This window comes from Pseudoflavonifractor intestinihominis (assembly GCF_040096055.1).
GTDB classification, from domain to species: domain Bacteria; phylum Bacillota; class Clostridia; order Oscillospirales; family Oscillospiraceae; genus Pseudoflavonifractor; species Pseudoflavonifractor intestinihominis.
In genome coordinates, this window is sequence record NZ_JBBMFK010000007.1 from 120,320 (window position 1) to 142,997 (window position 22,678).

The following is a 22,678-nucleotide window of genomic DNA, read 5'->3' on the forward strand; positions in this document are numbered from 1 at the left end:
GAAGAGGAAACCATATGCTGATTCTGGTCTCCGGCGGGAGCGGCAGCGGGAAGTCGGCCTTTGCCGAGGACCTGATCGTCTCCTCCGGTCTGGAAACAAAGATATACGTGGCCACCATGCAGGTGTGGGACGCCGAGGGCCAGGCCCGGGTGGACCGGCACCGGGCCATGCGGGCGGGCAAGGGCTTTGCCACGTTGGAGTGTCCGGCGAACCTGGAAGGGGCTGATGTGCCCGCCGGGTGCGCCCTGCTGCTGGAGGACCTGACCAATCTGGCGGCCAACGAGTGGTTCGGCGGAGACCGCTCCGGCGCGGAGACGCGGGTGCTGGCCGGACTGAGCAGATTGAAGGACCGCACCGCCCTGACGGTGGTGGTGGCCAACGAGCTGTTCTCCGACGGCATCCAATATGACAAGGAGACGGCGGACTATCTCTCCTGCCTGGCCCGGCTCAACCGGGCGGCGGCGGAGATGGCGGATCGGGTGTACGAGGTTGTGTGCGGCATCCCGGTGCGCTGGAAGGGGGAAGGGGAATGAGAAGCTTTTGGATCGCCCTGGCCATGTACTCCAAGCTGCCCGCCAAGCGGGTGGAGTGGGACAAGAAGAGCCTGTCCTGGGCCCTGTGCTGGTTCCCGGCAGTGGGCGTGGCGGCGGGGGCGCTGCTGTTTTTCTGGCTGTGGCTGGCCGGGATACTGGGTTTGGGGACCCCTCTGCGGGCGGCAGTGGCCCTGCTCATCCCCATCGCCGTCAGCGGCGGCATCCATGTGGACGGCTTCTGTGACACCGCCGACGCCCTGGGCTCCCACCAGACTCGGGAGAAGAAGCTGGAGATCCTCAAGGACTCCCACACCGGCGCCTTTGCCGTGTTCTGCTGCGGGGTGTATCTGATTCTCTTCTTCGCCGCCTGGTGCCAGGTGGAGACGGTATCTTTTGAGACCATGGGCGTTCTGGCCCTGATGCCGGTGCTGTCCCGCAGCCTGTCCGGCATTGCGGCGGTCACCATGCCCAACGCCCGGGGCAGCGGCCTGCTGGCCACCTTCACCGCGCCCATGGACCGGCAGAAGGCCCACGGCATACTGGTGGCGTGGATGTGCCTGTCCGGTATGGCCATGGTGGTGCTGGACCACTGGGCCGGCGGCGGTGCGGTGGCGGCGGCTGCCATCAGCTTTATCTACTACGATGTGATGTCCAACCGGCAGTTCGGCGGCATCACCGGCGACCTGGAGGGCTTTTTCCTCCAGATATGCGAGTGCGCCATGGTGCTGGGGGCGGCCCTGGCCCAGCGGGTGGAGGTGCTGTTGTGAGGCTGATCATCGGCGGTGCGGGCCAGGGAAAGCTGGACTACGCGCTGAAAAAGACGGGGGCGGACCCCGCCGCCGTGGCCCTTGACCCGGCCCAGGCGGCGGACAAGGCCATCCTGTACCACCTGGAGGCCTGGGTGAAGGCCAACCCGGCGGCGGACCACCTCTCCGCGCTGGAAGAACTGCTGGCGGTCAACCCCGGCGTTGTGATTCTCTGCGACGAGGTGGGCTGCGGCGTGGTGCCCATCGCCCGGGAGGAGCGGGCCTGGCGGGAGGCGGTGGGCCGTCTCTGCTGCGCCCTGGCCCGGCGGGCGGACGCCGTGGAGCGGATGTTCTGCGGCATTCCCATGACATTGAAGGGGGACTCGGTATGGAACTGATTCTGGTGCGCCACGGCATCACGCCGGGCAATCTGGAGCACCGCTTTGTGGGGCGGCTGGACCAGCCTCTGGCCCCGGAGGGGGAGGCGCTGGCCCGTGAGGTGGCCCCCACCCTGCCGCCGGTGGAGCACATCTACCGCAGCCCCCTGCTCCGCTGCCGCCAGACGGCGGATATCCTGTGGCCCGGCGTGGAGCAGACCGTGGTGGACGACCTGAAGGAGACCGACTTCGGCCCCTACGAGGGCAAGTGCCACGCCGAGCTGGACGGGGACCCGGTGTACCAGCGGTGGCTCAACGGGGAGCTGGAGATCGGCGAGCCCATTGAGAACTGCAACCGGCGGGCAGCGCAGGCCCTCCGGGAGATCGCCGCCGACGTGGCCGCCAAGGGGTATCAGACGGCGGGCGTGGTGGCCCACGGGGGCATCTTTATGAGCATGCTCTCCCAGTTCGGCCTGCCGGAGCGGTCCTACTACGACTGGATGCTGCCCAATTGCAGCGGCTACCGGGCTCAGCTGGAGACCGACCCCCTGGCCCTGCGGGTCTTTGCCGCCGTGGGGAGGGCCAAGCTATGACCGTGACCCTGCGTCTGTCTGCCCTGCTGCTGGGCTTTTTCCTGGACCTGCTGCTGGGGGACCCCCACTGGCTCCCCCACCCCATCCGGGCCATCGGCGCCCTTATCGCCGGACTGGAGAAGGTACTCCGCAAGATTTTTCCCAAAAATCAGGGCGGAGAGCGCTTCGGCGGCGTGGTCCTGGTGATTTTGGTGCTGGTGTTCTCCGGCGGCTTTACCCTGCTGGTGCTGTGGCTGTGCGGGAAGGTGGGGCTGTGGCTCCGGTTCCTGGCGGAGACCATCCTCTGCTTCCAGCTGCTGGCCACCCGCTCCCTCAAGGGGGAGAGCATGAAGGTATACAAGGCCCTGAAGGCCGGAGACCTGGAGGGCGCCCGCTACGCGGTGTCCATGATCGTGGGCCGGGACACCCAGCGCCTGGACGAGGCGGGCGTGGCCCGGGCGGCGGTGGAGACCGTGGCGGAGAACGCCTCCGACGGCGTCATCGCGCCCCTGATCTTCCTGGCCATCGGCGGCGCGCCCCTGGGCATGGTCTACAAGGCGGTGAACACCATGGACTCCATGGTGGGCTACAAGAACGACCAATATCTTTGGTTCGGCCGCTGCGCCGCCAAGCTGGACGACGTGGTGAACTTCATCCCCGCCCGGCTGGCGGGGCTGCTCATGTGCCTGGGGGCGGGGTTCTCCGGCTTTGACGGCCCCAACGCCCTGCGGATCTTCCGCCGGGATCGGAAAAACCACAAATCCCCCAACTCCGCCCACACCGAGGCCGCCGCTGCCGGCGCCCTCCACATCCAGCTGGGCGGGTCCAACTACTACTTCGGCAAGCTGGTGGAGAAGCCCACCATCGGCGACCCCGACCACCCGGTGGAGCCTCTGGACATTGTCCGGGTGAACCGGCTCATGTATGCCACTGCCTTTCTCGCGCTGGTGCTGTGCTGCGGCGTGCCGCTGCTGGTGAGCCTGGCGCTGTAAAGGCGATCTCAAAGCAGAGGAGGGAGCGACCGCCATGCAGTACACCCACGGCGGCGATATCTGGAGCTGTCCCGCGCCGGTGCTGGACTTCTCCGCCAATCTCAATCCCCTGGGCATGCCGCCCCAGGTCAAGCAGGCGGCGGAGGCGGCCATCACCGACGCCATCCACTACCCCGACCCGGCCTGCCGGAAACTCACCGCCGGCATTGCCGCCCGGGACGGCGTGAAGCCGGAGCAGGTGCTCTGCGGCGCGGGCGCGGCCGACCTGATCTTCCGCCTGGTGTGGGCGGAGAAGCCCCGCCGGGCCATGGTCACCGCCCCCACCTTCTCCGAATACGGCCAGGCCCTCCGGGCCGCCGGGGCGGAGGTTGTCTCCTACCGACTGCGGAGAGAGGACGGCTTTGATCTGACGGAGGACATCCTCCGCCGCATTGACCACGACTTGGACATGCTCTTCCTCTGCACCCCCAACAACCCCACCGGGCGGACCATCCCCGCGCAGCTGCTGGAGGCCATTGCCGGGCGGTGCGGGGAGATGGGGGTCCGGCTGGTGGTGGACGAGTGCTTCCTGGAGCTGACAGATGGCGCCCAGGGGCTGGCCGGACGGCTGGAGGCGTTTCCCACCCTCTTTCTCCTGCGGGCCTTCACCAAGAGCTACGCCATCCCCGGCCTGCGGCTGGGGTACTGCCTCACCGCCGACCGGGCGCTGCTGGACCAGATGGAGGCCTGCGCCCCGGCCTGGGCAGTGTCGGTGCCCGCCCAGGCGGCGGGTCTGGCGGCCCTGGAGCAGCCCGGCTGGCCGGAGCAGGCCAGGGCGGTCATCGGCCCGGCCCGGGAAAAGCTCTTTGTGGCCCTGGATGCGCTGGGGCTGGAGGTGTGGCCCGGTCAGGCCAACTACCTGCTCTTCCGGGCCCCGGGACAGTGCGACCTGAAGGAGCGCATGGCGGCGCGGGGCATCCTCCTCCGCTCCTGCGCCAACTACGACGGCCTGGGCCCCGACTACTACCGGGCGGCGGTGCGCCTGCCCGAGGAGAACGAACAGCTGATTTCCACACTCCGGGCAGTCCTGGTGGAAAACTGACGGTACAGGGAGGATACGACTGGAATGGCAAAGGCGATTATGATTCAGGGCACCGCCTCCAACGCGGGCAAGAGCCTGCTGGCGGCGGGGCTGTGCCGGGTGTTCCGGCAGGACGGCTACCGGGTGGCCCCCTTCAAGGCCCAGAACATGGCCCTCAACTCCTTCATCACCGAGGAGGGGCTGGAGATGGGCCGGGCCCAGGTGGTCCAGGCCGAGGCGGCGGGGGTGGCCCCGTCGGTGCGGATGAACCCGGTGCTCCTCAAGCCCACCAACGATACCGGCTCCCAGGTTATCGTCAACGGGATTCCTCGGGGTACTATGCGGGCGTCGGAATACTACCAGTATAAGAAAAACCTGATTCCAGAGGTCATGGCGGCCTATCAGTCCCTGGCCGACGCGTACGACATCATCGTCATCGAGGGGGCGGGCAGCCCGGCGGAGATCAACCTGCGGCAGGACGACTTCGTCAACATGGGCATGGCCAAGCTGGCCGACGCGCCGGTGCTGCTGGTGGGAGACATCGACCGGGGCGGCGTGTTCGCCTCCCTGTACGGCACGGTGGCGCTGCTGGAGCCGGATGAGCAGGAACGGATCAAGGGCTTTGTCATCAATAAGTTCCGTGGTGACGTGGAGATCCTCCGCCCCGGTCTGAAGCAGCTGGAGGACCTGGCGGGCAAGCCGGTACTGGGCGTGGTGCCCATGCTGAAGGTGGACGTGGACGACGAGGACTCCCTCTCTCAGCGGCTGGAGCCGGGGAAAAAGGTGGGCCTTATCGACATCGCGGTGATCCGCCTGCCCCGCCTGTCCAACTTCACCGACTTCAACCCGCTGGAGCGCCTGGAGGAGGTCACCCTCCGGTACGTGTCCTCCCCCCGGGAGCTGGGCAGTCCGGATTTGATTATTCTCCCCGGCACCAAGAACACCATGGGGGACCTGCGCTGGCTGCGCCAGAGCGGGCTGGAGAGCGCCATCCTGAAGCACGCCGCCGCCGGCGGGTGCGTGGTGGGCATCTGCGGCGGCTACCAGATGCTGGGCCGCAGCATCTCCGACCCCGACGGGGTGGAGGGGGGCGGCAGCCTGGCCGGTCTGGGCCTGCTGCCCACCGAGACGGTGTTCTTTGGCGAAAAGACCCGCACCCGGGTCAGCGGCCAGTTTGACGCCATGGGCGGGGACTTCGCCGCCATGGCGGAGGTGCCCTTTGAGGGCTACGAGATCCACATGGGCCGCACCACCCATCTGGACGGGAGCGCCAACATCCTCTCCTTCCGCACCCTGGACGGAGAGGCCCACGCCGACGGCGCGGCGGCGGGAAACGTGTGGGGCTGCTACATTCACGGCGTGTTTGACCGGGCGGAGTGCGCCGCAGCCCTGGTCAACTGCCTGCGCCGCCGCCGGGGGCTGGAGGAATCCGCCGCCGCGGTGGACTGGAAGGTATACAAGGAACAGCAGTATGACGCCCTGGCCGACGGGGTGCGGGCTGCATTGGATATGGAGCGGATCTACCGCATCCTGAACAGGGAGGAATGAGCATGAAGGTGGAGCTGCAGCGGGTAGCCCCCGCGGAGATCGAGAAGCGGAGCATGGAGATCATCACCTCTGAGCTGGGGGAGCGGTCCTTTCCGCCGGAGGTGCTGCCGGTGGTGAAGCGGGTCATCCACACCAGCGCCGACTTTGACTACGCCGACAACCTGGTCTTTTCCCCCGGCGCGGTGGCCAAGGGCATTGAGACCGTCAAAAACGGCTGTACCATCGTCACCGACACCCAGATGGCCTGGTCCGGTGTGAACAAGCGGGTGCTGGAGAAATTCGGCGGCAGGGCGGTGTGCTTCATGTCCGACCCGGAGGTGGCCGCCGAGGCCAAGGCCAGGGGGGAGACCCGTGCCACCGTGTCCATGGAGCGGGCGGCTGCGCTGGAGGGGCCCCTGGTGTTCGCCATCGGCAACGCCCCCACCGCCCTGGTGCGGCTGTGCCAGCTCATTGACGAGGGCAAGGTGAGCCCCGCTCTGGTCATCGGCGTGCCTGTGGGCTTTGTGAACGTGGTGGAGTCCAAGGAGCTGATGCTCACCATGGATACGCCCCACATCGTGGCCCGGGGCCGGAAGGGCGGCAGCAACGTGGCCGCCGCCATCTGCAACGCCATTCTCTACCAGGCCTCCGGCAACGCCCGGGAGTGAGGAGGACATCCATGGACAAGAAAGCCATTCTGGCCGTCTCCTTCGGCACCAGCTACCACGACACCCTGGAGCGGACCATCGGGGCCATTGAGCAGGAGCTGGCCGCCGTGTTTCCCGACCGGATGTTCCTCCGGGCCTTTACCAGCGGCATGATCTGCCGTAAACTGAAGGAGCGGGACGGCATCGTCATCCCCAGCCCCGCCCAGGCTCTGGAGCAGCTGCTGAACGAGGGAGTGACCGACGTGGTCATCCAGCCCACCCACGTCATCAACGGCGCGGAGTACGACAAGCTCATGGCCCAGGCGGCCCCGTTCCGGGACAAATTTGCCGGGCTGACCGTGGGTGTGCCCCTGCTCACCTCCATAGAGGACTATGAGGCGGTGGCTGAGGCCATTCTGGAGCAGCTGCCCGAGCAGCAGCCGGACACCGCCCAGGTGTTCATGGGCCACGGCACCGAGCACTATGTGAACCCGTCCTACACCCAGCTGGAGTACCTCTTCCACGACATGGGCCGGAAGGATATCGTCATCGGCACGGTGGAGGGCTATCCCGGCCTGGAGCAGGTGCTGCGGCGGCTCTCCGAACGGCCCGAGGTGAAGAAAGCCCAGCTGCACCCCCTGATGGTGGTGGCGGGCGACCACGCCCGCAACGACCTGGCCGGTGAGGAACCCGACTCCTGGAAGAGCGCCCTGGAGGGCGCGGGCTATCAGGTGGAATGTGACCTGCGGGGTCTGGGGGAGTTCCCCGGCATCCAGCGGCTGTTTGCCGAACACGCCCGACAGGCGGCAGACAATCGGGAGTGATTCCGTTCATATAGATGGAAGCGTGGGCCGGAAGAGGGAAGTCGGGTGAGAATCCCGCGCAGTCCCGCTGCCGTAAGAGAGGAGCCGCCGGACAGAACGTCACTGGGTGCGCCCGGGAAGGCGTCCGGAGGCAGAGAGGCTCAAGCCGGAAAACCTGGCCGGCCCCAAATCACCCACCTACGGATGATAGGAAAGGATGAAAAACCGTATGAAATCATGTACAATGAACCGCTGTATCAGGACAGGCGCTGTCCTGGCCGTGCTGCTGGCCGCCCTCACCGTGGGGGCCTCCGCCATGCACATCGCCGAGGGCTACCTGCCGGTGGGCTGGGCCATCGCCTGGGGCGTGGTGTGCGTCCCCTTTGTGGCCGCCGGCCTCATCTCCATCAAAAAGAAGATCGAGCAGGCCCCCAGAACCAAGATTCTGCTGGCCATGTGCGGGGCCTTTGCCTTTGTGCTCTCGGCCCTGAAGCTGCCCTCCTTCAGCGGCTCCTGCTCCCACCCCACCGGCGTGGGCCTGGGCGCCATTCTCTTCGGGCCTGTGGCCATGACTGTGCTGGGCCTCATCGTGCTGCTGTTCCAGGCCCTGCTGCTGGCCCATGGCGGCCTGACCACTCTGGGCGCCAACACCTTCTCCATGGCAGTGGCCGGTCCCATCGTGTCCTGGGCGGTGTATAAGCTGCTGCGCAAGGTGGGCGCCCCCGCCGCCGTGGCGGTCTTTGCCGCCGCCGCCCTGGGGGATCTGCTGACCTACGTGGTCACCTCCATCCAGCTGGCCCTGGCCACCGGAGACGGTATGCTCAAGTTCCTCACCATCTTTGCCGTCACCCAGATCCCCCTGGCCATCGCTGAGGGACTGCTGACCGTGGTGGTGTTCAACGTGCTGGAGAAGTACAGCAAGAACGAGCTCCAGGCGCTCCGTGTGGTGTAAGGAGGGGAATGAGATGAAGGTTTGGCAGAAAAATCTGATTTTGGTTGTCCTGGCCGTGCTGCTGGCGGCCATTCCCCTGTGGCTCCTGCCCAACGCCGAGTTCGGCGGCGCCGACGACCAGGCCGAGGAGGCCATCCAGGAGATCAATCCCGACTACGAGCCCTGGTTTGAGCCCATTCTGGAGCCTGCCAGCGGCGAGGTGGAGTCCCTGCTCTTTGCCCTTCAGGCGGCCATCGGCGCCGGCGTGGTGGGCTTTGTGCTGGGCCGAATCACCAAGCGGCCCGGCGACGGGAAAAAGAACGAGGAGGCAAACTGACCATGGGAACCGACCGTTACGCCTATCAGTCCCGCATGCGGCGGGTGTCCCCCATGCCCAAGCTGCTGCTGACTGCGGTGAGCCTGGTGCTCTGCCTGTGCTGCGACAGCATTGCGGTGGGGCTGGCCACCCTGGTGGGCATGGGCGTGCTGACATGGCTGCTGGGCGGACTGTCGCCCCGGGTCTATCTCCACTTTCTGAAGATCCCCCTGGCATTTCTGCTGATTGGCAGCATTACCGTTCTGATTCACAGCTACCCGGCAGGGGCCGCCGTTCTGGCGGCGGTCCCCGTGGGCAGCCGCATGTGGGGCTTTGACGCCGCCGCCCTCCGCCAGGCGTCCACCCTGTTCTGCAAGGCCATGGGTGCGGTGGCGTGCATGTACTTTCTCACTTTAAACACCCCGGTCACCGACGTGACCATGGCCATGGAGAAGCTCCACGTGCCCAAGCTGCTGGTGGAGCTGATGGAGCTCATCTACCGCTTTATCTTTGTGCTGGCCGAGACGGCCTCCAACATCCGCATCGCCCAGGAGTCCCGGCTGGGCTACCAGGGCGTGCGCCGGTCCATCTCCTCCCTGGGGACACTGATCTCCATGGTGTTCCTGCGGGCCTGGCGGAAGGCGGACCGGGTATATACCGCCCTGGAGTCCCGGGGCTATACCAACCATCTGACCACCCTGTCCAGCGGCTACCGGGCGGGGCGCTGGCTCTATCCCGCCACGGCGGGGGTGGCCCTGGGGCAGATTTTGGTGCTGTATTTGGAGAGGAGTGTGGGAGGATGAACGCCGCCATTGAGGCCAGGGACCTGTGCTACACCTACGAGGACGGCACCGTAGCCCTGGATCACATCTCCCTCAAGGCCCAGAAGGGGAAGATTACCGGCATCCTGGGGGCCAACGGCGCGGGCAAGTCCACCCTGTTTCTCAATCTGAACGGGGTGCTCAGCCCCGCCTCCGGCCAGGTGTTGCTGGACGGGGAGCCGGTCCGCCGGGACCGGAAGGGCATCACAGAGCTGCGCCGCCGGGTGGGCATTGTGTTCCAGGACCCGGACGACCAGCTCTTTTCCGCCGACGTGTACCGGGACATCTCCTTCGGCGCGGTGAACCTGGGCCTGCCTGAGGCGGAGGTCCGCCGCCGGGTGGAGCAGGCCATGGAGCGCACCGGCGTGTCCGCCCTGCGGGACAAGCCCACCCACGCCCTGTCCTTCGGGCAGAAGAAGCGGGTGGCCATCGCCGGGGTGCTGGTGATGGAGCCGGAGGTGCTCATTCTGGACGAGCCCACCGCCGGACTGGACCCCCACGGGGTCAGCGAGCTGATGCGCCTGCTGTCCCAGCTGCGGGACAGCCTGGGCATGACCATTCTGCTGGCCACCCATGACATGGACGTGGTGCCCATCTCCTGCGACTACGCCTATCTGCTGGGGCAGGGCCGGGTCCTGCTGGAGGGCACGCCGGGAGAACTCTTTTCCCAGCCGGAGGTGCTCCGGGCCAACCAGCTGCGCCTGCCCCGCATGGCCCACCTGATGGAGATCCTGCGGGAGCAGGACGGGCTGGACACCGACGTGTCCGCCGCCACCATCAGCGAGGTCCGGCGGGAGCTGCTGCGTCTATTGAAACAGGAGGAGACGACATGAACCGAGGAAAACTGTACGGCGTGGGGGTGGGCCCCGGAGATCCGGAGCTGCTCACCCTGAAGGCACGCCGCATTCTGCTGGAGGCCGACGTGGTGGCCGTGCCCGACAAGGGCAGCGGGGAAAAGACCGCCCTGAATATCGTGAAGGACGTGGTGGAGGGCAAGAACCTCCTGCCCTGTCCCACCCCCATGGTGCGGGACAAGGCCCTGCTGGACGGCTGCTATGAGGAGATCGCCGGGCGCATCTGCGCCCTGCTGGACGAGGGGAAGAACGTGGCCTTCATCACCCTGGGGGACCCCACTCTCTACTCCACCTACATCTACGTCCACAAGAAGGTGCTCGCCCGGGGCTATGACGCTGAGCTGATCCCCGGTGTGCCCTCCATCTGCGCCGTGGCGGCCAGGCTGGGCACCTCCCTGTGTGAGAGTGCCGAGCGGCTGCTGGTGGTGCCCGCCTCCTATGAGGGCGTGGATGACTGCCTGGACTTCCCGGCCAACAAGGCCTTCATGAAGGCGGGCAAGAGCCTGCCCGCCCTGCGGGACAAGCTGCGCGAGCGGGGCCTGGACGGCGAGATGGTGGCCAACTGCGGCATGACAGGCGAGCGGGTGTACCACAGCCTGGAGGAACTGGAGGAGGGCGAAGGCTACTTCTCCGTGGTGCTGGTCAAGGAGCACCGGAACGAGACATAAGCGGGGCCATATGCCCCTGTAAGGAAGTGCAACATATGAACCTATCCATGTCCGGCCTGGACTACGGCCTGGCCCCCATCGCCCTGCGGGAGCGGCTCTCCTTTACCCGCAATCAGGCGGGGGAGCTGTCGGGGGAGATCAAGCGCAGTGTGCCCGGCGTACAGGGCTGCGTCATCATCTCCACCTGCAACCGGACGGAGATATACCTCTCCTGCCAGCCCGGGGTGGACCCGGAGCCCGGCGCGGTGCTGTGCGCCGCCGCCGGTCAGGACTACGCCCCCTTCGCCCACGCCTTTGTCACCCGGCGGGACGAGGCCGCGGTGAGGCATCTGGCCCGGGTGGCCGCGGGGCTCCGGTCCCAGATCTGGGGCGAGGACCAGATCGTCACCCAGGTCAAGACGGCTATCGCCGCATCCCGGGAGAACGGGGGCGCCGACCCGGTGCTGGAGACCCTGTTCCGCACCGCCGTCTCCGCCTCCAAGGCGGTCAAGACCAAGGCCCGGCTCACGGCCCTGCCCACCTCCGCAGCCTCTCGGGCCGTGGAGATGCTGGAGCGGGAGACCGGCGGCCTGGCCGGACGGAAGGCCCTTGTCATCGGCAACGGGGAGATGGGCCGCCTGGCGGCCTCCCTGCTGCGGGAGGCGGGCTGTGCCGTCACGGTCACCCTGCGGAGCTACCACCACGGGGAGACCGTGGTCCCCGCGGGCTGCGCCGTGGCCCCCTATGATGAGCGGTATGCCGCCATGGAAGGGCGGGATATCCTCCTCTCCGCCACAACCAGCCCCCACTACACCGTCACCGCCTCCGAGCTCTCCGTCCTCAAAGCGCCCCCGGCTCTGCTGGTGGACCTGGCCATTCCCCGGGACATCCAGCCCGAGGCCGGGGACCTGCCGGGCGTGGCCCTGTTCAACGTGGACGCCCTGGGGGCCGCCCCCGAGCGGCAGGCGCCCCCCGAGGTGGAGGAGATCCTGGAGAGCCAGATCGCCCGCTTCTACCAGTGGGCGGACTACCGGGAGAGCCTGCCCCTGCTGGAGCGGCTCAAGGCGGACATCACCGACCGGGTGCTGGAGCGGCCCGACCTGGAGACCATGGACAAGGCCGAGGTGGCCGAGTACGCGGTGAGCCGGGCGGTGGAGCTGCTCTCCGGCGGCCTGAAGGAGATCCTCACCGCCGGGGAACTGGCCAAGTGCGAGGAGAAGATCCGCACCCGCAACGGCGGAAGGGTGGAGTGACATGGAACAAAAGGAGATCCGCTTTCCCCTCTTCATCGACCTGAACGGCCGCAAGGCCGTGGTGGTGGGGGGCGGGGCCATCGCCTGCCGCCGGGCCGGGGTGCTCAGGACCTTCGGCGCTCAGGTGACCCTGATTGCCCCGGAGTGGAAGGAGAAGATAGAGGGTGTCAGCTGGCTCCAGCGGCCCTACCGGTCCGGCGACCTAGACGGCGCGGTCCTAGCCGTGGCTGCCACAGACGACCGGGCGGTGAACCGTCTGGTGGGGGAAGAGGCCCGTGCACTGGGCATCCCCGTCAGCGTGGCCGACCGGCGGGAGGAGTGCACCTTCCTCTTCCCAGCGGTGTGCCTGGGGGAGGAGCTGGTGGCCGGCGTGGTGTCCGCCAATAACGACCACAGGGCGGTGGCCAGAGCGGCCGCCGCCATCCGGGAGACCCTGAAGGAGGGAAAAGGATGAAGCTGCGCATCGGAAGCCGGGAGAGCGTCCTGGCTGTCACCCAGTCTCAGCTGGTGATGGAGGCCATCCGGGCCTTTGACCCCAGTATCGAGCTGGAGCTGGTGACCATGAAGACCACCGGCGATAAAATTCTGGACCGCACCCTGGACAAGGTGGGCGGCAAGGGCCTCTTTGTCCGGGAGCTGGACGCGGCTCTGCTGGAGGGCCGGGTGGACATCACCGTCCACTCCTGCAAGGACCTGCCCATGGAGACCGACCCACGGCTGCCCCTGGCGGCCTTCTCCAAACGGGAGGACCCCCGGGACGCCCTGGTGCTGCCCGCGGGAAAGACGGAGCTGGACCCGTCCCTGCCCATCGGCTGCGCCTCCCGCCGCCGGGCCATCCAGCTGGCGGCCCTGTACCCCGATATGGAGGTGGCCCCGGTGCGGGGCAACGTGCAGACCCGCCTGCGGAAGCTGGACGAGGGGCAGTATTCCGCCCTGGTGCTGGCCTCCGCCGGGCTGAAGCGGCTGGGGCTGGAGGGGCGCATTGCCCGGTACTTTACGGCGGAGGAGATCATCCCCGCCGCCGGACAGGGCATCCTGGCAGTCCAGACCCAGGCGGGGGAGAACTACCCCTGTCTGGCCGCTGTGGCGGACCAGGACGGCACCGCCTGCGCTCTGGCCGAGCGGGCCTTTGTGCGGGTGTTGGACGGGGGCTGTTCCTCGCCGGTGGCGGCCCACGGCGTGGTGGACGGGGATACCCTGATTCTCACCGGAATGGACGAAAACGGACGGCGGGACCGGATTTCCGGTCCTGTGAGTGAGGCGGAGCAGCTGGGGGAGGCCCTGGCCCGCCGGATAAAGGAGGCGGCGGAATGAGCGGCATGGTGACGCTGGTGGGGGCCGGTCCGGGAGACCCGGGCCTGCTGACCCGCAAGGGCCTGGAGGCCCTGGAAAAAGCGGAAGTGGTGGTGTACGACCGGCTGGTGGCCCCGGAGATCCTGGCACTCATCCCGGAGAAAGCCGAGGCCATCGACGTGGGCAAGCAGGCCTCCCACCATCTGGTGCCCCAGGATGAGATCAACCGCATTCTCCTGCGCAAGGCCCAGGAGGGGAAGAACGTGGTGCGGCTGAAGGGCGGCGATCCCTTCCTCTTCGGCCGGGGCGGCGAGGAGCTGGAGCTGCTGGCCGAGCACGGCATCCCCTTCCAGGAGGTGCCCGGCGTGACCTCTGCCATCGCCGTGCCCGCCTACGGGGGCATCCCGGTGACCCACCGGGACTTTACCTCCTCCCTCCACATCATCACCGGACACGCCCGGGCGGGCAAGGCCCTGGACATCGACTTTGAGGCCCTGGTGCGCACCAAGGGCACCCTGGTGTTCCTCATGGGGGTGAGCAGCCTGCCCGCCATCTGCGCCGGGCTCACCGCCGCGGGTATGGACCCGGACACCCCCGCTGCCATCGTGGAGCGGGGCACCACACCCGGCCAGCGCCGGGTCAACGCCACCGCGGCTACCCTGGCCCAGGCGGCGGCGGAGCACCATATTGAAAGCCCCGCCATCAGCATTTTCGGCCAGGTCTGTGGCCTGGCGGACAAGTTCGACTGGTTCGATGCCCTGCCCCTCAAGGGCCGCACCGTAGTGGTGACCCGGCCCAAGGAGCGTTCCGGCACCCTGGCGCCCCGCCTGCGGGCTATGGGCGCCCAAGTGGTGGAGTACCCCTGCATCGAGACCGTGCCCATCCTGCCCTGTCCCGCCATGGAGACGGCCCTGAACGCCATTTCCGGCTATGAGTGGCTAGTATTCACCAGCGCCGCCGGGGTGGAGACGGTCTGGCGCACCCTGGAGACCATGGGCAGGGACGCCCGGGCCCTGGGGACCGTGAAGCTGGCGGCCATCGGCCCTGGAACCGCCAAAGCCCTGCTGGCCCACGGCCTGCGGGCCGACTATGTGCCCGAGGTGTACGACGCGGCCCACCTGGGGGCGGGCCTGGCCGGTCTGGCCCGAGGCAAGGTGCTCCTGCTCCGGGCGGAGCTGGGCTCCAAGGCCTTGACGGACGCCCTGGATGGGGCTAAAATTTCCTATGACGACATTGCCGTCTACCGCACGCTGTACGACAATCCCCGCTCTGAGGAGCTGCGGGACCGGCTGCTGGCGGAGGAGGGCACCCTGGTCACCTTCACCAGCGCCTCCACGGTGAAGGGCTTTGTGTCCACCGTGGGGGAGGACTTCCCCTTTGACCGCATCACCGGCGTGTGCATCGGGGAGCAGACCGCCGCCCAGGCCAGAGCCCACGGCATCCCCGTGGTGGTGGCCCAGCGGGCCACCATCGACGCCATGGTGGAGAAAATCAGCAGCATGTTTTAAGGCCCTGGTCCGGGCCTGCGCTAAGGGACCAATCCGGGCGGAACCCCCGCCCACTGAAAGGAAGCAGCATGATGGAACTCATTCAACGCCCCCGCCGTCTGCGCGGGAATGACAGCATCCGGCGGATGTGCCGGGAGACCCGCATGTCCCCCGACAGCCTGATCTACCCCATCTTTGTGGACGAGACCCTGAAGGGCCGCCGCCCCATCCCCGCCCTGGAGGGCCAGTACCACTACGGTCTGGACACCGTGGGCGAGGCGGTGCAGGAGTGCCTGGACGCCGGCGTGGGCCGGTGCATCCTCTTCGGCCTGCCCGCCAGCAAGGACGCCGTGGGCACCTCCGCCTGGGTGGAGAACGGCGTGGTGCAGGAGGCCATCCGGGCCATCAAGAAGGAGTTCCCCGACTTTTATGTGGTCACCGACGTGTGCATGTGCGAGTACACCGACCACGGCCACTGCGGTATCCTCTGCGGCCACGAGGTGGACAACGACAAGACCCTGGAGATGATCGCCAAGATCGCCCTCTCCCACGCCCAGGCCGGGGCGGATATGGTGGCCCCCAGCGACATGATGGACGGCCGCATCGGCGCCATCCGGACCGCTCTGGACGGGGCCGGGTACAAGAATGTGCCCATCATGTCCTACTCCGCCAAGTACGCCTCCGCCTTCTACGGCCCCTTCCGCGAGGCGGCGGGCTCCGCGCCCTCCTTCGGCGACCGGAAGGGCTACCAGATGGACCCCCACAACCGCCGGGAGGCCATCAAGGAGTGCGCCCTGGACGTGGACGAGGGTGCCGACATCCTGATGGTCAAGCCCGCCTTGGCCTACCTGGACGTGATCCGGGAGTGCAAGGACGCCTTTGACCTGCCCATGGCGGCCTATTCCGTGTCCGGCGAGTACGCCATGGTGAAGGCCGCTGCCGCCGCCGGGCTCATTGACGAGTACCGCATCATGTGCGAGAGCGCCGTCTCCGTGTTCCGGGCCGGGGCGGACATCCTCATCACCTACTACGCCAAGGAACTGGCCCAGGCCATGAAGAAAGGGGATATCGGCTGATGGACCGCAGCGAACAGCTCTTTGAAGAGGCGAAGCGTGTGCTGCCCGGCGGGGTCAACTCCCCGGTGCGGGCCTTCCGGGCCGTGGGCATGGCCCCCCGGTTTATCACCCGGGCCGACGGCGCCTACCTCTGGGACGAGGACGGCAGAAAGTATGTGGACTATGTGGGTTCCTGGGGCCCCATGATCCTGGGCCACAACCACCCGGTCATCCGGGAGGCGGTGGAGAAGGCGGTGAAGGACGGCCTGTCCTTCGGCGCGCCCACCGCCCGTGAGGTGGAGATCGCCGAGCTGATGGTGGAGCTGGTGCCCAACATCGAGATGGTGCGCATGGTCAACTCGGGCACCGAGGCGGTCATGTCCGCCCTGCGGCTGGCCCGGGGCGTCACCGGCCGGGACAAGCTCATCAAGTTCGAGGGCTGCTACCACGGCCATTCCGACTGCCTTCTGGTGGGGGCCGGCTCCTCCGCCCTGGCGGGGGGACATCCCACCTCCGCGGGTGTGCCGGAGGTGGTGGTGCAGGACACCCTCACCGCCCAGTTCAACGACCTGAAGAGCGTGGAGACCCTGCTGGAGCAGAACCCCGGCCAGGTGGCCGCCGTCATCGTGGAGCCTGTGGCCGCCAACATGGGCGTGGTGGGCCCCGCCCCCGGCTTCCTGGAGGGCCTGCGGACCCTGTGCGACAAGTACGGCGCTCTGCTCATCTTTGACGAGGTCATCACCGGCTTCCGCCTGGCCCTGGGCGGCGCCCAGGCCTACTACGGCGTGAAGGCGGACATTGTCACCTTCGGCAAGATCATCGGCGGCGGCATGCCCGTGGGCGCCTACTGCGCCAGCCGGCAGATGATGGAGCAGGTGGCCCCCTGCGGCCCGGTCTACCAGGCGGGCACCCTCAGCGGCAACCCGGTGGCCATGGCCGCGGGCCTGGCCCAGCTGCGCTATCTGAAGGACCACCCGGAGGTGTATACCCAGATCGGGGACTACGCCGCTCTGCTGGCCGGCGGCCTGCGGGAGGCGGCGGAGCGCACCGGCGCGCCGGTGCATATCAACCAGGTGGGCTCCCTGCTGGCCCCCTTCTTCACCCCTACCGACGTGAACAGCTTTACCGACGCCAAGGGCAGCGACGTGGCCATGTACGCCCGGTATTTCGCCGGCATGCTGGAGCGGGGCATCTATCTGGCCCCCGCCCAGTTCGAGGCCATGTTCGTCTCTGCCGCCCACAGCCATGAGGACCTGAGCCGCACGCTGGAGGCCGCCGGGGCCGTGCTGGGCAGCCTGGCCTGAGTCCTTTCCCCGGACAGGGGAGAATAGTCAGGGGAACCTGTATGGAATGAGAGCCGGGGATTTTGCCCGGATAATGGAATACTGTGTACTTATCAAGTGCTCATCATGGATGAGGTGAAAGGGAATCGGGTGAGAATCCCGAGCGATCCGGTCACTGTATTCGGGGAGCAGACCGCGGGGAGGAGATCTCCCAGGCCATTGCCGGGCGTATGCCGGCGAGAAGGCGCGGGACGTGAGGAGCCGTAAGCCAGGAAACCTGCTTGATAGGAACGATGGGGGATCTTCCGCAGAAAGTAACCCGTCTGAGCTTTGGACAAGGGGGGACCTTGTCCAAAACAAAGACGCCTGCTTTTTGAAAAAGCAGGCGTCTTTGTTTCTCGGGCATTTGGCGGCAGGGGAGCGGGCGGAGGTCGTGGGGCTGTTTTATGGGCCCGCGTACAGAAACTACGGCTTTGGAGGTGGGAAGGATGAAGATTACGGCGCAGGACCTGCGGGTCCAGCTGGGGGGAAGGGAAATCCTGAGGGGCCTGGACATCACGGCGGAGGACGGCCAGTTTGTGGGCATCATCGGCCCCAACGGCAGCGGAAAAAGCGCTCTGCTCCGCTGCATCGGCCAGATCCTCACGCCCGCCGCCGGGGCGGTGTACCTGGACGGACGGCCGGCGGCGGACTGGCCTCCCCGGGAGTGGGCCCGGAAGTTGGGCGTGGTGGCCCGGAACGACGGATGCAGCTTTGACTTCACGGTGGGGGAGGTGGTTTCCATGGGCCGCGGGCTCCGCGGGGGATTTCTCCGAAAAGACGCCGGGGAGGACGGCCCCATCGTCCGGGAGGCCATCGCCGCCGTGGGTATGGCGGGATGTGAGGAGCGCAGGTTCTCCACCCTGTCCGGGGGAGAGCAGCAGCGGATCATCCTGGCCCGCGCCCTGGCCCAGCAGACCCCCTGCCTGTTGCTGGACGAGCCCACCGGCCGCCTGGACGTCAGGCGCCAGATGGAGCTGATGGACCTGGTGAAGGGCCTGGGAAAGACGGTGCTGGCCGCCATTCAAGATCTGAACATTGCCGCCATGTACTGCGACAGGCTGTACGCGGTCAAGGACGGCCGGGTGGTGGCGGAAGGGACGCCCCGGGAGGTGCTCACCGAGGAGGTGATCCGCGCGGTCTACCAGGTGGACGCTCAGGCGCTCGCTGACCGTGACGGCGTGCTCCACATTCTCTTCCGGCCTTTGGGACGGCGCTGAGAATTTCCAGGAATTTGTGACAGAAAGCGCCGCTTTCTATAGATATAATGGGGAGAACGGCGCTTTTTTGTACTTTGATTCTTTGAAGGCGCGTCTGATTCCGACTAAGTTTTTCCATATAATGGATTATACTGTCTCCGATGCACCTCCCGGTGGGACAAGCCGGGAGGAAAAAGGAGACGTGCGGAACATGGCGACGAAGGAAAAGCTGAAGACCCGGGCCGCCCGGGCCAGGGAGGAGATGCGGGACACAGGCCGTCTGGTGCTCCGTGCCCCGGCGCTGGTGCGCACGGCGGAGTGCGCGATCCGGTTCCTGCTGGGGGCCATGCTGTCGGGGGCGGAGATCTTCGGCGGCAGCGCACCTTTCGGGCTGGCCATGGTGGGGGCCTCCGGCTCCGGGCTGGACGGCTTCTCCGCCCTGCTGGGGGCCTGCTTCGGGTACCTCTCCTTTCAGGGCTTTACCCAGGGACTGCGGTATGTGGCGGCGGCCATCCTGATCTTCTCCGTGTCCTTCGCCTTCTATGACGTGAAGGCCTACCGCTGGACCTGGTTCATGCCCGCCGTGTCGGCGGCCATGAACTTTGTCACCGGCTTTGTGTACCTGTCCAAGCGGGGCTGGCTGACGGTGGACACCATCTTTTTCGCCACCGAGCTCATCCTCACCGCCGGGGCGGTCTACTTCTACCGTCTGGCCTTTTCCCCCTGGAAGCGGAAGGAGGAGGGCGGCGAGCTGACCGTGCGGCAGCTGGTGAGCTTTCTCATCCTGGGCGGCACCGTGCTCATCACCCTGAGCAAGATCACCCTCTTTGACGGCACCATCTCCCTGGGCCGGTTTTCCGCCGCCCTGGCAGTGATGGTGGCGGGGTATCAGTGCGGCATCGGCGTGGGAGCGGCGGCGGGCGTGGCGGCAGGGCTGGCCATGGACGTGGCCTCCGGCGGCGCGCCCTTTTGCAGCATGGCCTTCGGCTTTGCCGGGCTCATCACCGGCGTGTTCCGGCGGCAGGGCAAGCTCTTCGCCGCCCTGGCCTACGTTATTGCCAACGCGGTGGCGGTGCTGTGGACCTGGGACAACGGTTTTCAGATCGCCATCCTCTACGAGGTCTTTATTGCCTCGGTCCTCTTCCTGATGCTGCCCCAGCGGGCCTTCCGGTGGGCGGCGGCCCTGTCGGTGTCCGAGCGGCGGCGGGACACCACGGCCAAGGCCCAGGAGTACCTGCGGGACCGGCTGGACGGGGCGGCGGGGGCCTTCCGGTCCCTGCAGGAGTCCCTGCGGCAGAGCCTGAACGGCGGGACGCCCAACGACAACGACTCCGCCGCCATTTTCGACCGGGCGGCCAACCGGGTGTGCCGCAAGTGCGCGCTCCAGTCGGCCTGCTGGCAGCGGGACTATGTGACCACCTTCAACGCCCTCAACGACGCCCTTCCCGCCATGCTGGACCGGGGCCGGGGGGAACCGGGGGACTTTCCGCCCCACTTCTCCAACCGGTGCCTCCGGTTTTCCGCCTTTCTGGCGGCGGCCAACGAGGAGCTGGTGGGCCTGCTCTACCGGCGGCAGTACGCCGCCCGCCTGAAGGACAACCGGTCTGCCGTGTGCCGGGAGTACGGTGCCCTGGCCGAGGTGCTGGGGACGGCGGCGGCGGAGTTCGGCCGGGAGCTGGTGCCCGACCCGGTGCGGGAGAAGCGCATCCGCCAGCACCTCACCGCCCTGGGCCTGGAGGGGGAGACCGCCGCCTTTTACGACCAGGCGGGCCGCCTGCGGGTGGAGATCGAGGGCCGTGGACTGGACTGCCTGCGGACCCCCGAGGAGCTGAAAAAGCTCTCCGCCCTGGCGGGGGTGCCGCTCCGGGCCGCCGGAGACGAGGAGGGAAAACGGCTGAACAAGCTGGTGTTTGCCCAGGCGGAGCCCTTTATGGCGGTGGCGGGGGTGGCCGCCCGGAAGAAGGACGGTCAGACCGTCAGCGGGGACACAGGGGCCTGGTTCAAGCTGGACGACGGCAGTCTGTACGTGCTCCTGTGCGATGGCATGGGCAGCGGCCCGGCGGCTGGGGAGGACTCCTCCCTGGCGGTGCGGCTGCTGGAGCAGTTCCTCCGGGCGGGCATCCCGGCGGAGACCGCCCTGAAGACCATCAGCTCCGCCCTGGCCCTGCGGGGGGAGGACGCCGGCGGCTTCACCACCATCGACCTGCTGCGGCTGGACCTGTTCACCGGTTCCATGTGGGTCTACAAATACGGCGCGGCCCCCACCTATGTACGAAAAGGAAAGGCTGTGACCCGGATCACCGGCGCGTCTCTGCCTGCCGGGCTGTCGGCGGGGGAGGGTGGCGCCCCCGACGTGACCACGCTGAAGCTGGAGCCGGGGGACATGGTACTGCTGGTCAGCGACGGAGTGGCCGGCGGCGGGGAAGACCAGTGGCTGCGGGACATGTTCTCCGCCTTTGAGGGGGACAGCCCCAAGGATCTGGCCTGTGCCCTCATCGACGAGAGCGACGGGAAGGAGGTGGGCCCGGACGACCGCACTGCCCTGGTGCTCCGCTTTTCCCGGCAGGAGCCGTGATATATAAGCAAATGAGCCGCGCCATTCCGGCGCGGCTCATTGCTGTATCAGGCTGCCGGAGGGATTATTTTACCGTCCGCTCCACGCCTTTTCCGATGTCCTGGACACCCTTGCCGATGTCCTCCACCGCCCGGCCGGCGCCGTCGATCACGTCCTTGGCGGCGTCGCCCGCATCATCCACCGCGTCCTTCATGGAGTCTCCGGCGTTGTCCATATCGGTCTGGCCGTCGCCCTCCACATGGCCGTTCTCGTCGGAGTAGTAGTCCCCGTCACTGGCCGAGGGAGCGGGCATGTCGGAGGGGCTGGCCGAGGGCATTTCACTGCTGTGGGTATCATTGGGCATATCCGGGGTGATTATCGGTGTGGGCGTGGGGGTTACGTCGGGCATCTTCTCCGCCGAGCAGCCCGCTGCCCCAAGGGCCACCGTCAGGCCCAGAACAAAGAGCGCAAAGGTCCGTTTCATCGTATTCCTCCTGAAAATTTGTTGTTCTGGCGGGTTCTCCATCCGTCTCGTAGTATGCGCCGGAATACAGATTTTAGAAGCGGAAAAATTTTTTTCGAAAAGGCTTGCTTTTTGGAGTACAATCTGATATCTTAATATCAGCAATCATTACTGTTAAGGAGGAAGGCATATCAGATGTTGCATGAAAAGGCAAACTCTGATATTCTGTAACCAAAAAAGGAGGAAATAAGATGGAGCTCAAGCTGTACCGCTGCGCGCACTGCGGCAATATCGCATTCAAGGTCGTGGACAAAGGTGTACCCCTGTTCTGCTGCGGAGAGAAGATGGAGGAGCTGGTGCCCAACACCACGGACGGCGCCCTGGAGAAGCACGTCCCCGTGGTGGAGAAGACCGCTCACGGCCACGGCTACTCCGTCACCGTCAAGGTGGGCGGGGTGGAGCACCCCATGCTCCCCGAGCACTACATCCCCCTGATTGCCGCCGTCAGCGGCGACACCGTCACCATGAAATTCCCCAAACCCGGCGACAAGCCGGAGTTGCGTACCTTCAGCGCCGACGGCGAAGTGAAGGCCTACGAGCTGTGCAACCTCCACGGCTATTGGAAGAACGCGGACTGAGTCCGTTGAAGGAAAAAAACAGAACAGAAAGGAGACTTTGCAATGGAACTGAAGGGCAGCAAGACGGAGGCCAATCTCTGGAAGGCGTTTGCGGGCGAGAGCATGGCCCGGAACAAGTACACCTATTTTGCCAGCAAGGCCAAGAAGGAGGGCTTCGAGCAGATCGCGGCCATCTTCGAGGAGACCGCGGGCAATGAGAAGGAGCACGCCAAGCTGTGGTTCAAGGAACTGGGCGGCATCGGCGACACTGCCGCCAATCTGAAGTCCGCCGCTGCCGGTGAGAACGAGGAGTGGACCCAGATGTACAAGGAGATGGCCGAGACGGCCAAGGAGGAGGGCTTTGAGCGTCTGGCCTTCCTGTTCTCCGGCGTGGGCAAGATCGAGAAGGAGCACGAGGAGCGCTACCTGACTCTCCTGAAGAACCTGGAGGAGGGTATGGTTTTCAAGCGCGGCGAGGAGTATATCTGGAAGTGCCGCAACTGCGGCCACATCCACGTGGGCAAGGAAGCCCCCGGCGTGTGCCCCGTGTGTGCCCATCCTCAGGCCTATTTCGAGCTTCAGGCCAAGAATTATTGAGCGCTGTCCCGC

General features: G+C 66.8%; 25 protein-coding genes and 2 riboswitches. Of the genes, 24 read left to right on the top strand and 1 reads right to left on the bottom strand.

What is annotated here, in order from left to right; genetic code table 11:
• Positions 1-14 precede the first annotated feature (14 nt).
• From WMO64_RS06080 to WMO64_RS06185, 22 genes are all read left to right on the top strand, one after another.
• On the top strand, positions 15-533 hold the full coding sequence (locus WMO64_RS06080; protein ID WP_294517650.1) for a bifunctional adenosylcobinamide kinase/adenosylcobinamide-phosphate guanylyltransferase: 519 nt from the start codon (positions 15-17) through the stop codon (positions 531-533).
• Entirely contained in the window at positions 530-1,300 is a 771-nt protein-coding gene (locus WMO64_RS06085; protein ID WP_294517654.1) for an adenosylcobinamide-GDP ribazoletransferase, read from the top strand. Before WMO64_RS06080 ends, WMO64_RS06085 begins: the two co-directional genes overlap by 4 nt.
• Positions 1,297-1,677 carry a bifunctional adenosylcobinamide kinase/adenosylcobinamide-phosphate guanylyltransferase gene (locus tag WMO64_RS06090; RefSeq protein WP_294517656.1) on the top strand — a complete coding sequence of 127 codons (381 nt, stop codon included), beginning with the start codon at positions 1,297-1,299 and terminating at the stop codon, positions 1,675-1,677. The genes WMO64_RS06085 and WMO64_RS06090 overlap by 4 nt, the downstream gene beginning before the upstream one ends.
• The gene (locus WMO64_RS06095; protein WP_349231370.1) at positions 1,668-2,249 is read left to right on the top strand and encodes a histidine phosphatase family protein; all 582 of its coding nucleotides are present in this window, start codon (positions 1,668-1,670) and stop codon (positions 2,247-2,249) included. The genes WMO64_RS06090 and WMO64_RS06095 overlap by 10 nt, the downstream gene beginning before the upstream one ends.
• Positions 2,246-3,220 (top strand): adenosylcobinamide-phosphate synthase CbiB, encoded by a 975-nt coding sequence (gene cbiB, locus WMO64_RS06100; protein WP_349231371.1) that lies wholly within the window; start codon positions 2,246-2,248, stop codon positions 3,218-3,220. The genes WMO64_RS06095 and cbiB overlap by 4 nt, the downstream gene beginning before the upstream one ends.
• A gap of 34 nt (positions 3,221-3,254) precedes the next feature.
• On the top strand, positions 3,255-4,301 hold the full coding sequence (cobD, locus tag WMO64_RS06105) for a threonine-phosphate decarboxylase CobD (protein ID WP_349231372.1): 1,047 nt from the start codon (positions 3,255-3,257) through the stop codon (positions 4,299-4,301).
• 24 nt (positions 4,302-4,325) lie between these two features.
• Positions 4,326-5,828, top strand: a complete 1,503-nt coding sequence (locus tag WMO64_RS06110) for a cobyric acid synthase (protein ID WP_349231373.1) — start codon at positions 4,326-4,328, stop codon at positions 5,826-5,828.
• Positions 5,825-6,475: a precorrin-8X methylmutase gene (locus tag WMO64_RS06115; RefSeq protein ID WP_435412054.1), complete on the top strand. Its 651-nt coding sequence runs from the start codon at positions 5,825-5,827 to the stop codon at positions 6,473-6,475. The genes WMO64_RS06110 and WMO64_RS06115 overlap by 4 nt, the downstream gene beginning before the upstream one ends.
• A gap of 11 nt (positions 6,476-6,486) precedes the next feature.
• Complete coding sequence (locus WMO64_RS06120; RefSeq protein WP_349231375.1) at positions 6,487-7,278, top strand: sirohydrochlorin cobaltochelatase; 792 nt, start codon at positions 6,487-6,489, stop codon at positions 7,276-7,278.
• A riboswitch (cobalamin riboswitch) is annotated at positions 7,263-7,451 on the top strand. Its footprint overlaps the gene before it by 16 nt.
• Positions 7,452-7,501: 50 nt before the next feature.
• Positions 7,502-8,209, top strand: a complete 708-nt coding sequence (locus WMO64_RS06125; protein WP_294517708.1) for an energy-coupling factor ABC transporter permease — start codon at positions 7,502-7,504, stop codon at positions 8,207-8,209.
• A 13-nt stretch (positions 8,210-8,222) separates the two neighbouring features.
• Complete coding sequence (locus WMO64_RS06130; protein ID WP_294517672.1) at positions 8,223-8,525, top strand: energy-coupling factor ABC transporter substrate-binding protein; 303 nt, start codon at positions 8,223-8,225, stop codon at positions 8,523-8,525.
• 2 nt (positions 8,526-8,527) lie between these two features.
• Positions 8,528-9,307 (top strand): cobalt ECF transporter T component CbiQ, encoded by a 780-nt coding sequence (cbiQ, locus tag WMO64_RS06135; RefSeq protein ID WP_349231376.1) that lies wholly within the window; start codon positions 8,528-8,530, stop codon positions 9,305-9,307.
• Positions 9,304-10,158, top strand: a complete 855-nt coding sequence (locus tag WMO64_RS06140) for an ATP-binding cassette domain-containing protein (protein ID WP_349231377.1) — start codon at positions 9,304-9,306, stop codon at positions 10,156-10,158. Before cbiQ ends, WMO64_RS06140 begins: the two co-directional genes overlap by 4 nt.
• The gene (gene cobI / locus WMO64_RS06145; protein ID WP_294517678.1) at positions 10,155-10,847 is read left to right on the top strand and encodes a precorrin-2 C(20)-methyltransferase; all 693 of its coding nucleotides are present in this window, start codon (positions 10,155-10,157) and stop codon (positions 10,845-10,847) included. Before WMO64_RS06140 ends, cobI begins: the two co-directional genes overlap by 4 nt.
• A 35-nt stretch (positions 10,848-10,882) precedes the next feature.
• Positions 10,883-12,079, top strand: coding sequence for a glutamyl-tRNA reductase (gene hemA, locus WMO64_RS06150; RefSeq protein ID WP_349231378.1), 1,197 nt, complete (start codon positions 10,883-10,885; stop codon positions 12,077-12,079).
• 1 nt (position 12,080) lies between these two features.
• Positions 12,081-12,533: a precorrin-2 dehydrogenase/sirohydrochlorin ferrochelatase family protein gene (locus tag WMO64_RS06155; RefSeq protein WP_294517682.1), complete on the top strand. Its 453-nt coding sequence runs from the start codon at positions 12,081-12,083 to the stop codon at positions 12,531-12,533.
• On the top strand, positions 12,530-13,393 hold the full coding sequence (gene hemC / locus WMO64_RS06160) for a hydroxymethylbilane synthase (protein WP_294517684.1): 864 nt from the start codon (positions 12,530-12,532) through the stop codon (positions 13,391-13,393). Before WMO64_RS06155 ends, hemC begins: the two co-directional genes overlap by 4 nt.
• Positions 13,390-14,880 carry a uroporphyrinogen-III C-methyltransferase gene (gene cobA / locus WMO64_RS06165; RefSeq protein ID WP_349231379.1) on the top strand — a complete coding sequence of 497 codons (1,491 nt, stop codon included), beginning with the start codon at positions 13,390-13,392 and terminating at the stop codon, positions 14,878-14,880. The genes hemC and cobA overlap by 4 nt, the downstream gene beginning before the upstream one ends.
• A 71-nt stretch (positions 14,881-14,951) precedes the next feature.
• Positions 14,952-15,935, top strand: coding sequence for a porphobilinogen synthase (hemB, locus tag WMO64_RS06170; protein WP_349231385.1), 984 nt, complete (start codon positions 14,952-14,954; stop codon positions 15,933-15,935).
• The gene (gene hemL, locus WMO64_RS06175; protein WP_349231380.1) at positions 15,935-17,218 is read left to right on the top strand and encodes a glutamate-1-semialdehyde 2,1-aminomutase; all 1,284 of its coding nucleotides are present in this window, start codon (positions 15,935-15,937) and stop codon (positions 17,216-17,218) included. The genes hemB and hemL overlap by 1 nt, the downstream gene beginning before the upstream one ends.
• Positions 17,219-17,295: 77 nt before the next feature.
• Positions 17,296-17,496: riboswitch (cobalamin riboswitch) on the top strand.
• Between the two features lie 189 nt (positions 17,497-17,685).
• Positions 17,686-18,456 carry an ABC transporter ATP-binding protein gene (locus tag WMO64_RS06180; protein ID WP_349231381.1) on the top strand — a complete coding sequence of 257 codons (771 nt, stop codon included), beginning with the start codon at positions 17,686-17,688 and terminating at the stop codon, positions 18,454-18,456.
• A 190-nt stretch (positions 18,457-18,646) separates the two neighbouring features.
• A complete protein-coding gene (locus tag WMO64_RS06185; protein WP_349231382.1) occupies positions 18,647-21,010 on the top strand; it encodes a SpoIIE family protein phosphatase in 2,364 nt (787 codons plus the stop codon).
• 64 nt (positions 21,011-21,074) lie between these two features.
• Here the strand turns inward: WMO64_RS06185 and WMO64_RS06190 are convergent, their stop codons facing one another.
• The gene (locus tag WMO64_RS06190) at positions 21,075-21,473 is read right to left on the bottom strand and encodes a hypothetical protein (RefSeq protein WP_294517698.1); all 399 of its coding nucleotides are present in this window, start codon (positions 21,471-21,473) and stop codon (positions 21,075-21,077) included.
• A gap of 230 nt (positions 21,474-21,703) precedes the next feature.
• On the opposite strand from WMO64_RS06190, the gene WMO64_RS06195 reads away from it, so the two are divergent.
• Both WMO64_RS06195 and rbr read left to right on the top strand, forming a co-directional pair.
• Positions 21,704-22,090 (top strand): desulfoferrodoxin family protein, encoded by a 387-nt coding sequence (locus WMO64_RS06195; protein ID WP_294517700.1) that lies wholly within the window; start codon positions 21,704-21,706, stop codon positions 22,088-22,090.
• Positions 22,091-22,132: 42 nt separating this feature from the next.
• On the top strand, positions 22,133-22,666 hold the full coding sequence (rbr, locus tag WMO64_RS06200; protein WP_294517702.1) for a rubrerythrin: 534 nt from the start codon (positions 22,133-22,135) through the stop codon (positions 22,664-22,666).
• The last annotated feature ends 12 nt before the right edge of the window (positions 22,667-22,678 follow it).

What these genes read in the sequence shown, in the direction of transcription:
- WMO64_RS06080 (WP_294517650.1), top strand. Translation starts at nt 15, where the DNA reads ATGCTGATTCTGGTCTCCGGCGGGAGCGGCAGCGGGAAGTCGGCCTTT.
- WMO64_RS06085 (WP_294517654.1), top strand. Translation starts at nt 530, where the DNA reads ATGAGAAGCTTTTGGATCGCCCTGGCCATGTACTCCAAGCTGCCCGCC.
- WMO64_RS06095 (WP_349231370.1), top strand. Translation starts at nt 1,668, where the DNA reads ATGGAACTGATTCTGGTGCGCCACGGCATCACGCCGGGCAATCTGGAG.
- cbiB (WP_349231371.1), top strand. Translation starts at nt 2,246, where the DNA reads ATGACCGTGACCCTGCGTCTGTCTGCCCTGCTGCTGGGCTTTTTCCTG.
- cobD (WP_349231372.1), top strand. Translation starts at nt 3,255, where the DNA reads ATGCAGTACACCCACGGCGGCGATATCTGGAGCTGTCCCGCGCCGGTG.
- WMO64_RS06110 (WP_349231373.1), top strand. Translation starts at nt 4,326, where the DNA reads ATGGCAAAGGCGATTATGATTCAGGGCACCGCCTCCAACGCGGGCAAG.
- WMO64_RS06115 (WP_435412054.1), top strand. Translation starts at nt 5,825, where the DNA reads ATGAGCATGAAGGTGGAGCTGCAGCGGGTAGCCCCCGCGGAGATCGAG.
- WMO64_RS06120 (WP_349231375.1), top strand. Translation starts at nt 6,487, where the DNA reads ATGGACAAGAAAGCCATTCTGGCCGTCTCCTTCGGCACCAGCTACCAC.
- WMO64_RS06125 (WP_294517708.1), top strand. Translation starts at nt 7,502, where the DNA reads ATGAACCGCTGTATCAGGACAGGCGCTGTCCTGGCCGTGCTGCTGGCC.
- WMO64_RS06130 (WP_294517672.1), top strand. Translation starts at nt 8,223, where the DNA reads ATGAAGGTTTGGCAGAAAAATCTGATTTTGGTTGTCCTGGCCGTGCTG.
- cbiQ (WP_349231376.1), top strand. Translation starts at nt 8,528, where the DNA reads ATGGGAACCGACCGTTACGCCTATCAGTCCCGCATGCGGCGGGTGTCC.
- WMO64_RS06140 (WP_349231377.1), top strand. Translation starts at nt 9,304, where the DNA reads ATGAACGCCGCCATTGAGGCCAGGGACCTGTGCTACACCTACGAGGAC.
- cobI (WP_294517678.1), top strand. Translation starts at nt 10,155, where the DNA reads ATGAACCGAGGAAAACTGTACGGCGTGGGGGTGGGCCCCGGAGATCCG.
- hemA (WP_349231378.1), top strand. Translation starts at nt 10,883, where the DNA reads ATGAACCTATCCATGTCCGGCCTGGACTACGGCCTGGCCCCCATCGCC.
- WMO64_RS06155 (WP_294517682.1), top strand. Translation starts at nt 12,081, where the DNA reads ATGGAACAAAAGGAGATCCGCTTTCCCCTCTTCATCGACCTGAACGGC.
- hemC (WP_294517684.1), top strand. Translation starts at nt 12,530, where the DNA reads ATGAAGCTGCGCATCGGAAGCCGGGAGAGCGTCCTGGCTGTCACCCAG.
- cobA (WP_349231379.1), top strand. Translation starts at nt 13,390, where the DNA reads ATGAGCGGCATGGTGACGCTGGTGGGGGCCGGTCCGGGAGACCCGGGC.
- hemB (WP_349231385.1), top strand. Translation starts at nt 14,952, where the DNA reads ATGGAACTCATTCAACGCCCCCGCCGTCTGCGCGGGAATGACAGCATC.
- hemL (WP_349231380.1), top strand. Translation starts at nt 15,935, where the DNA reads ATGGACCGCAGCGAACAGCTCTTTGAAGAGGCGAAGCGTGTGCTGCCC.
- WMO64_RS06180 (WP_349231381.1), top strand. Translation starts at nt 17,686, where the DNA reads ATGAAGATTACGGCGCAGGACCTGCGGGTCCAGCTGGGGGGAAGGGAA.
- WMO64_RS06185 (WP_349231382.1), top strand. Translation starts at nt 18,647, where the DNA reads ATGGCGACGAAGGAAAAGCTGAAGACCCGGGCCGCCCGGGCCAGGGAG.
- WMO64_RS06190 (WP_294517698.1), bottom strand. Translation starts at nt 21,473, where the DNA reads ATGAAACGGACCTTTGCGCTCTTTGTTCTGGGCCTGACGGTGGCCCTT.
- WMO64_RS06195 (WP_294517700.1), top strand. Translation starts at nt 21,704, where the DNA reads ATGGAGCTCAAGCTGTACCGCTGCGCGCACTGCGGCAATATCGCATTC.
- rbr (WP_294517702.1), top strand. Translation starts at nt 22,133, where the DNA reads ATGGAACTGAAGGGCAGCAAGACGGAGGCCAATCTCTGGAAGGCGTTT.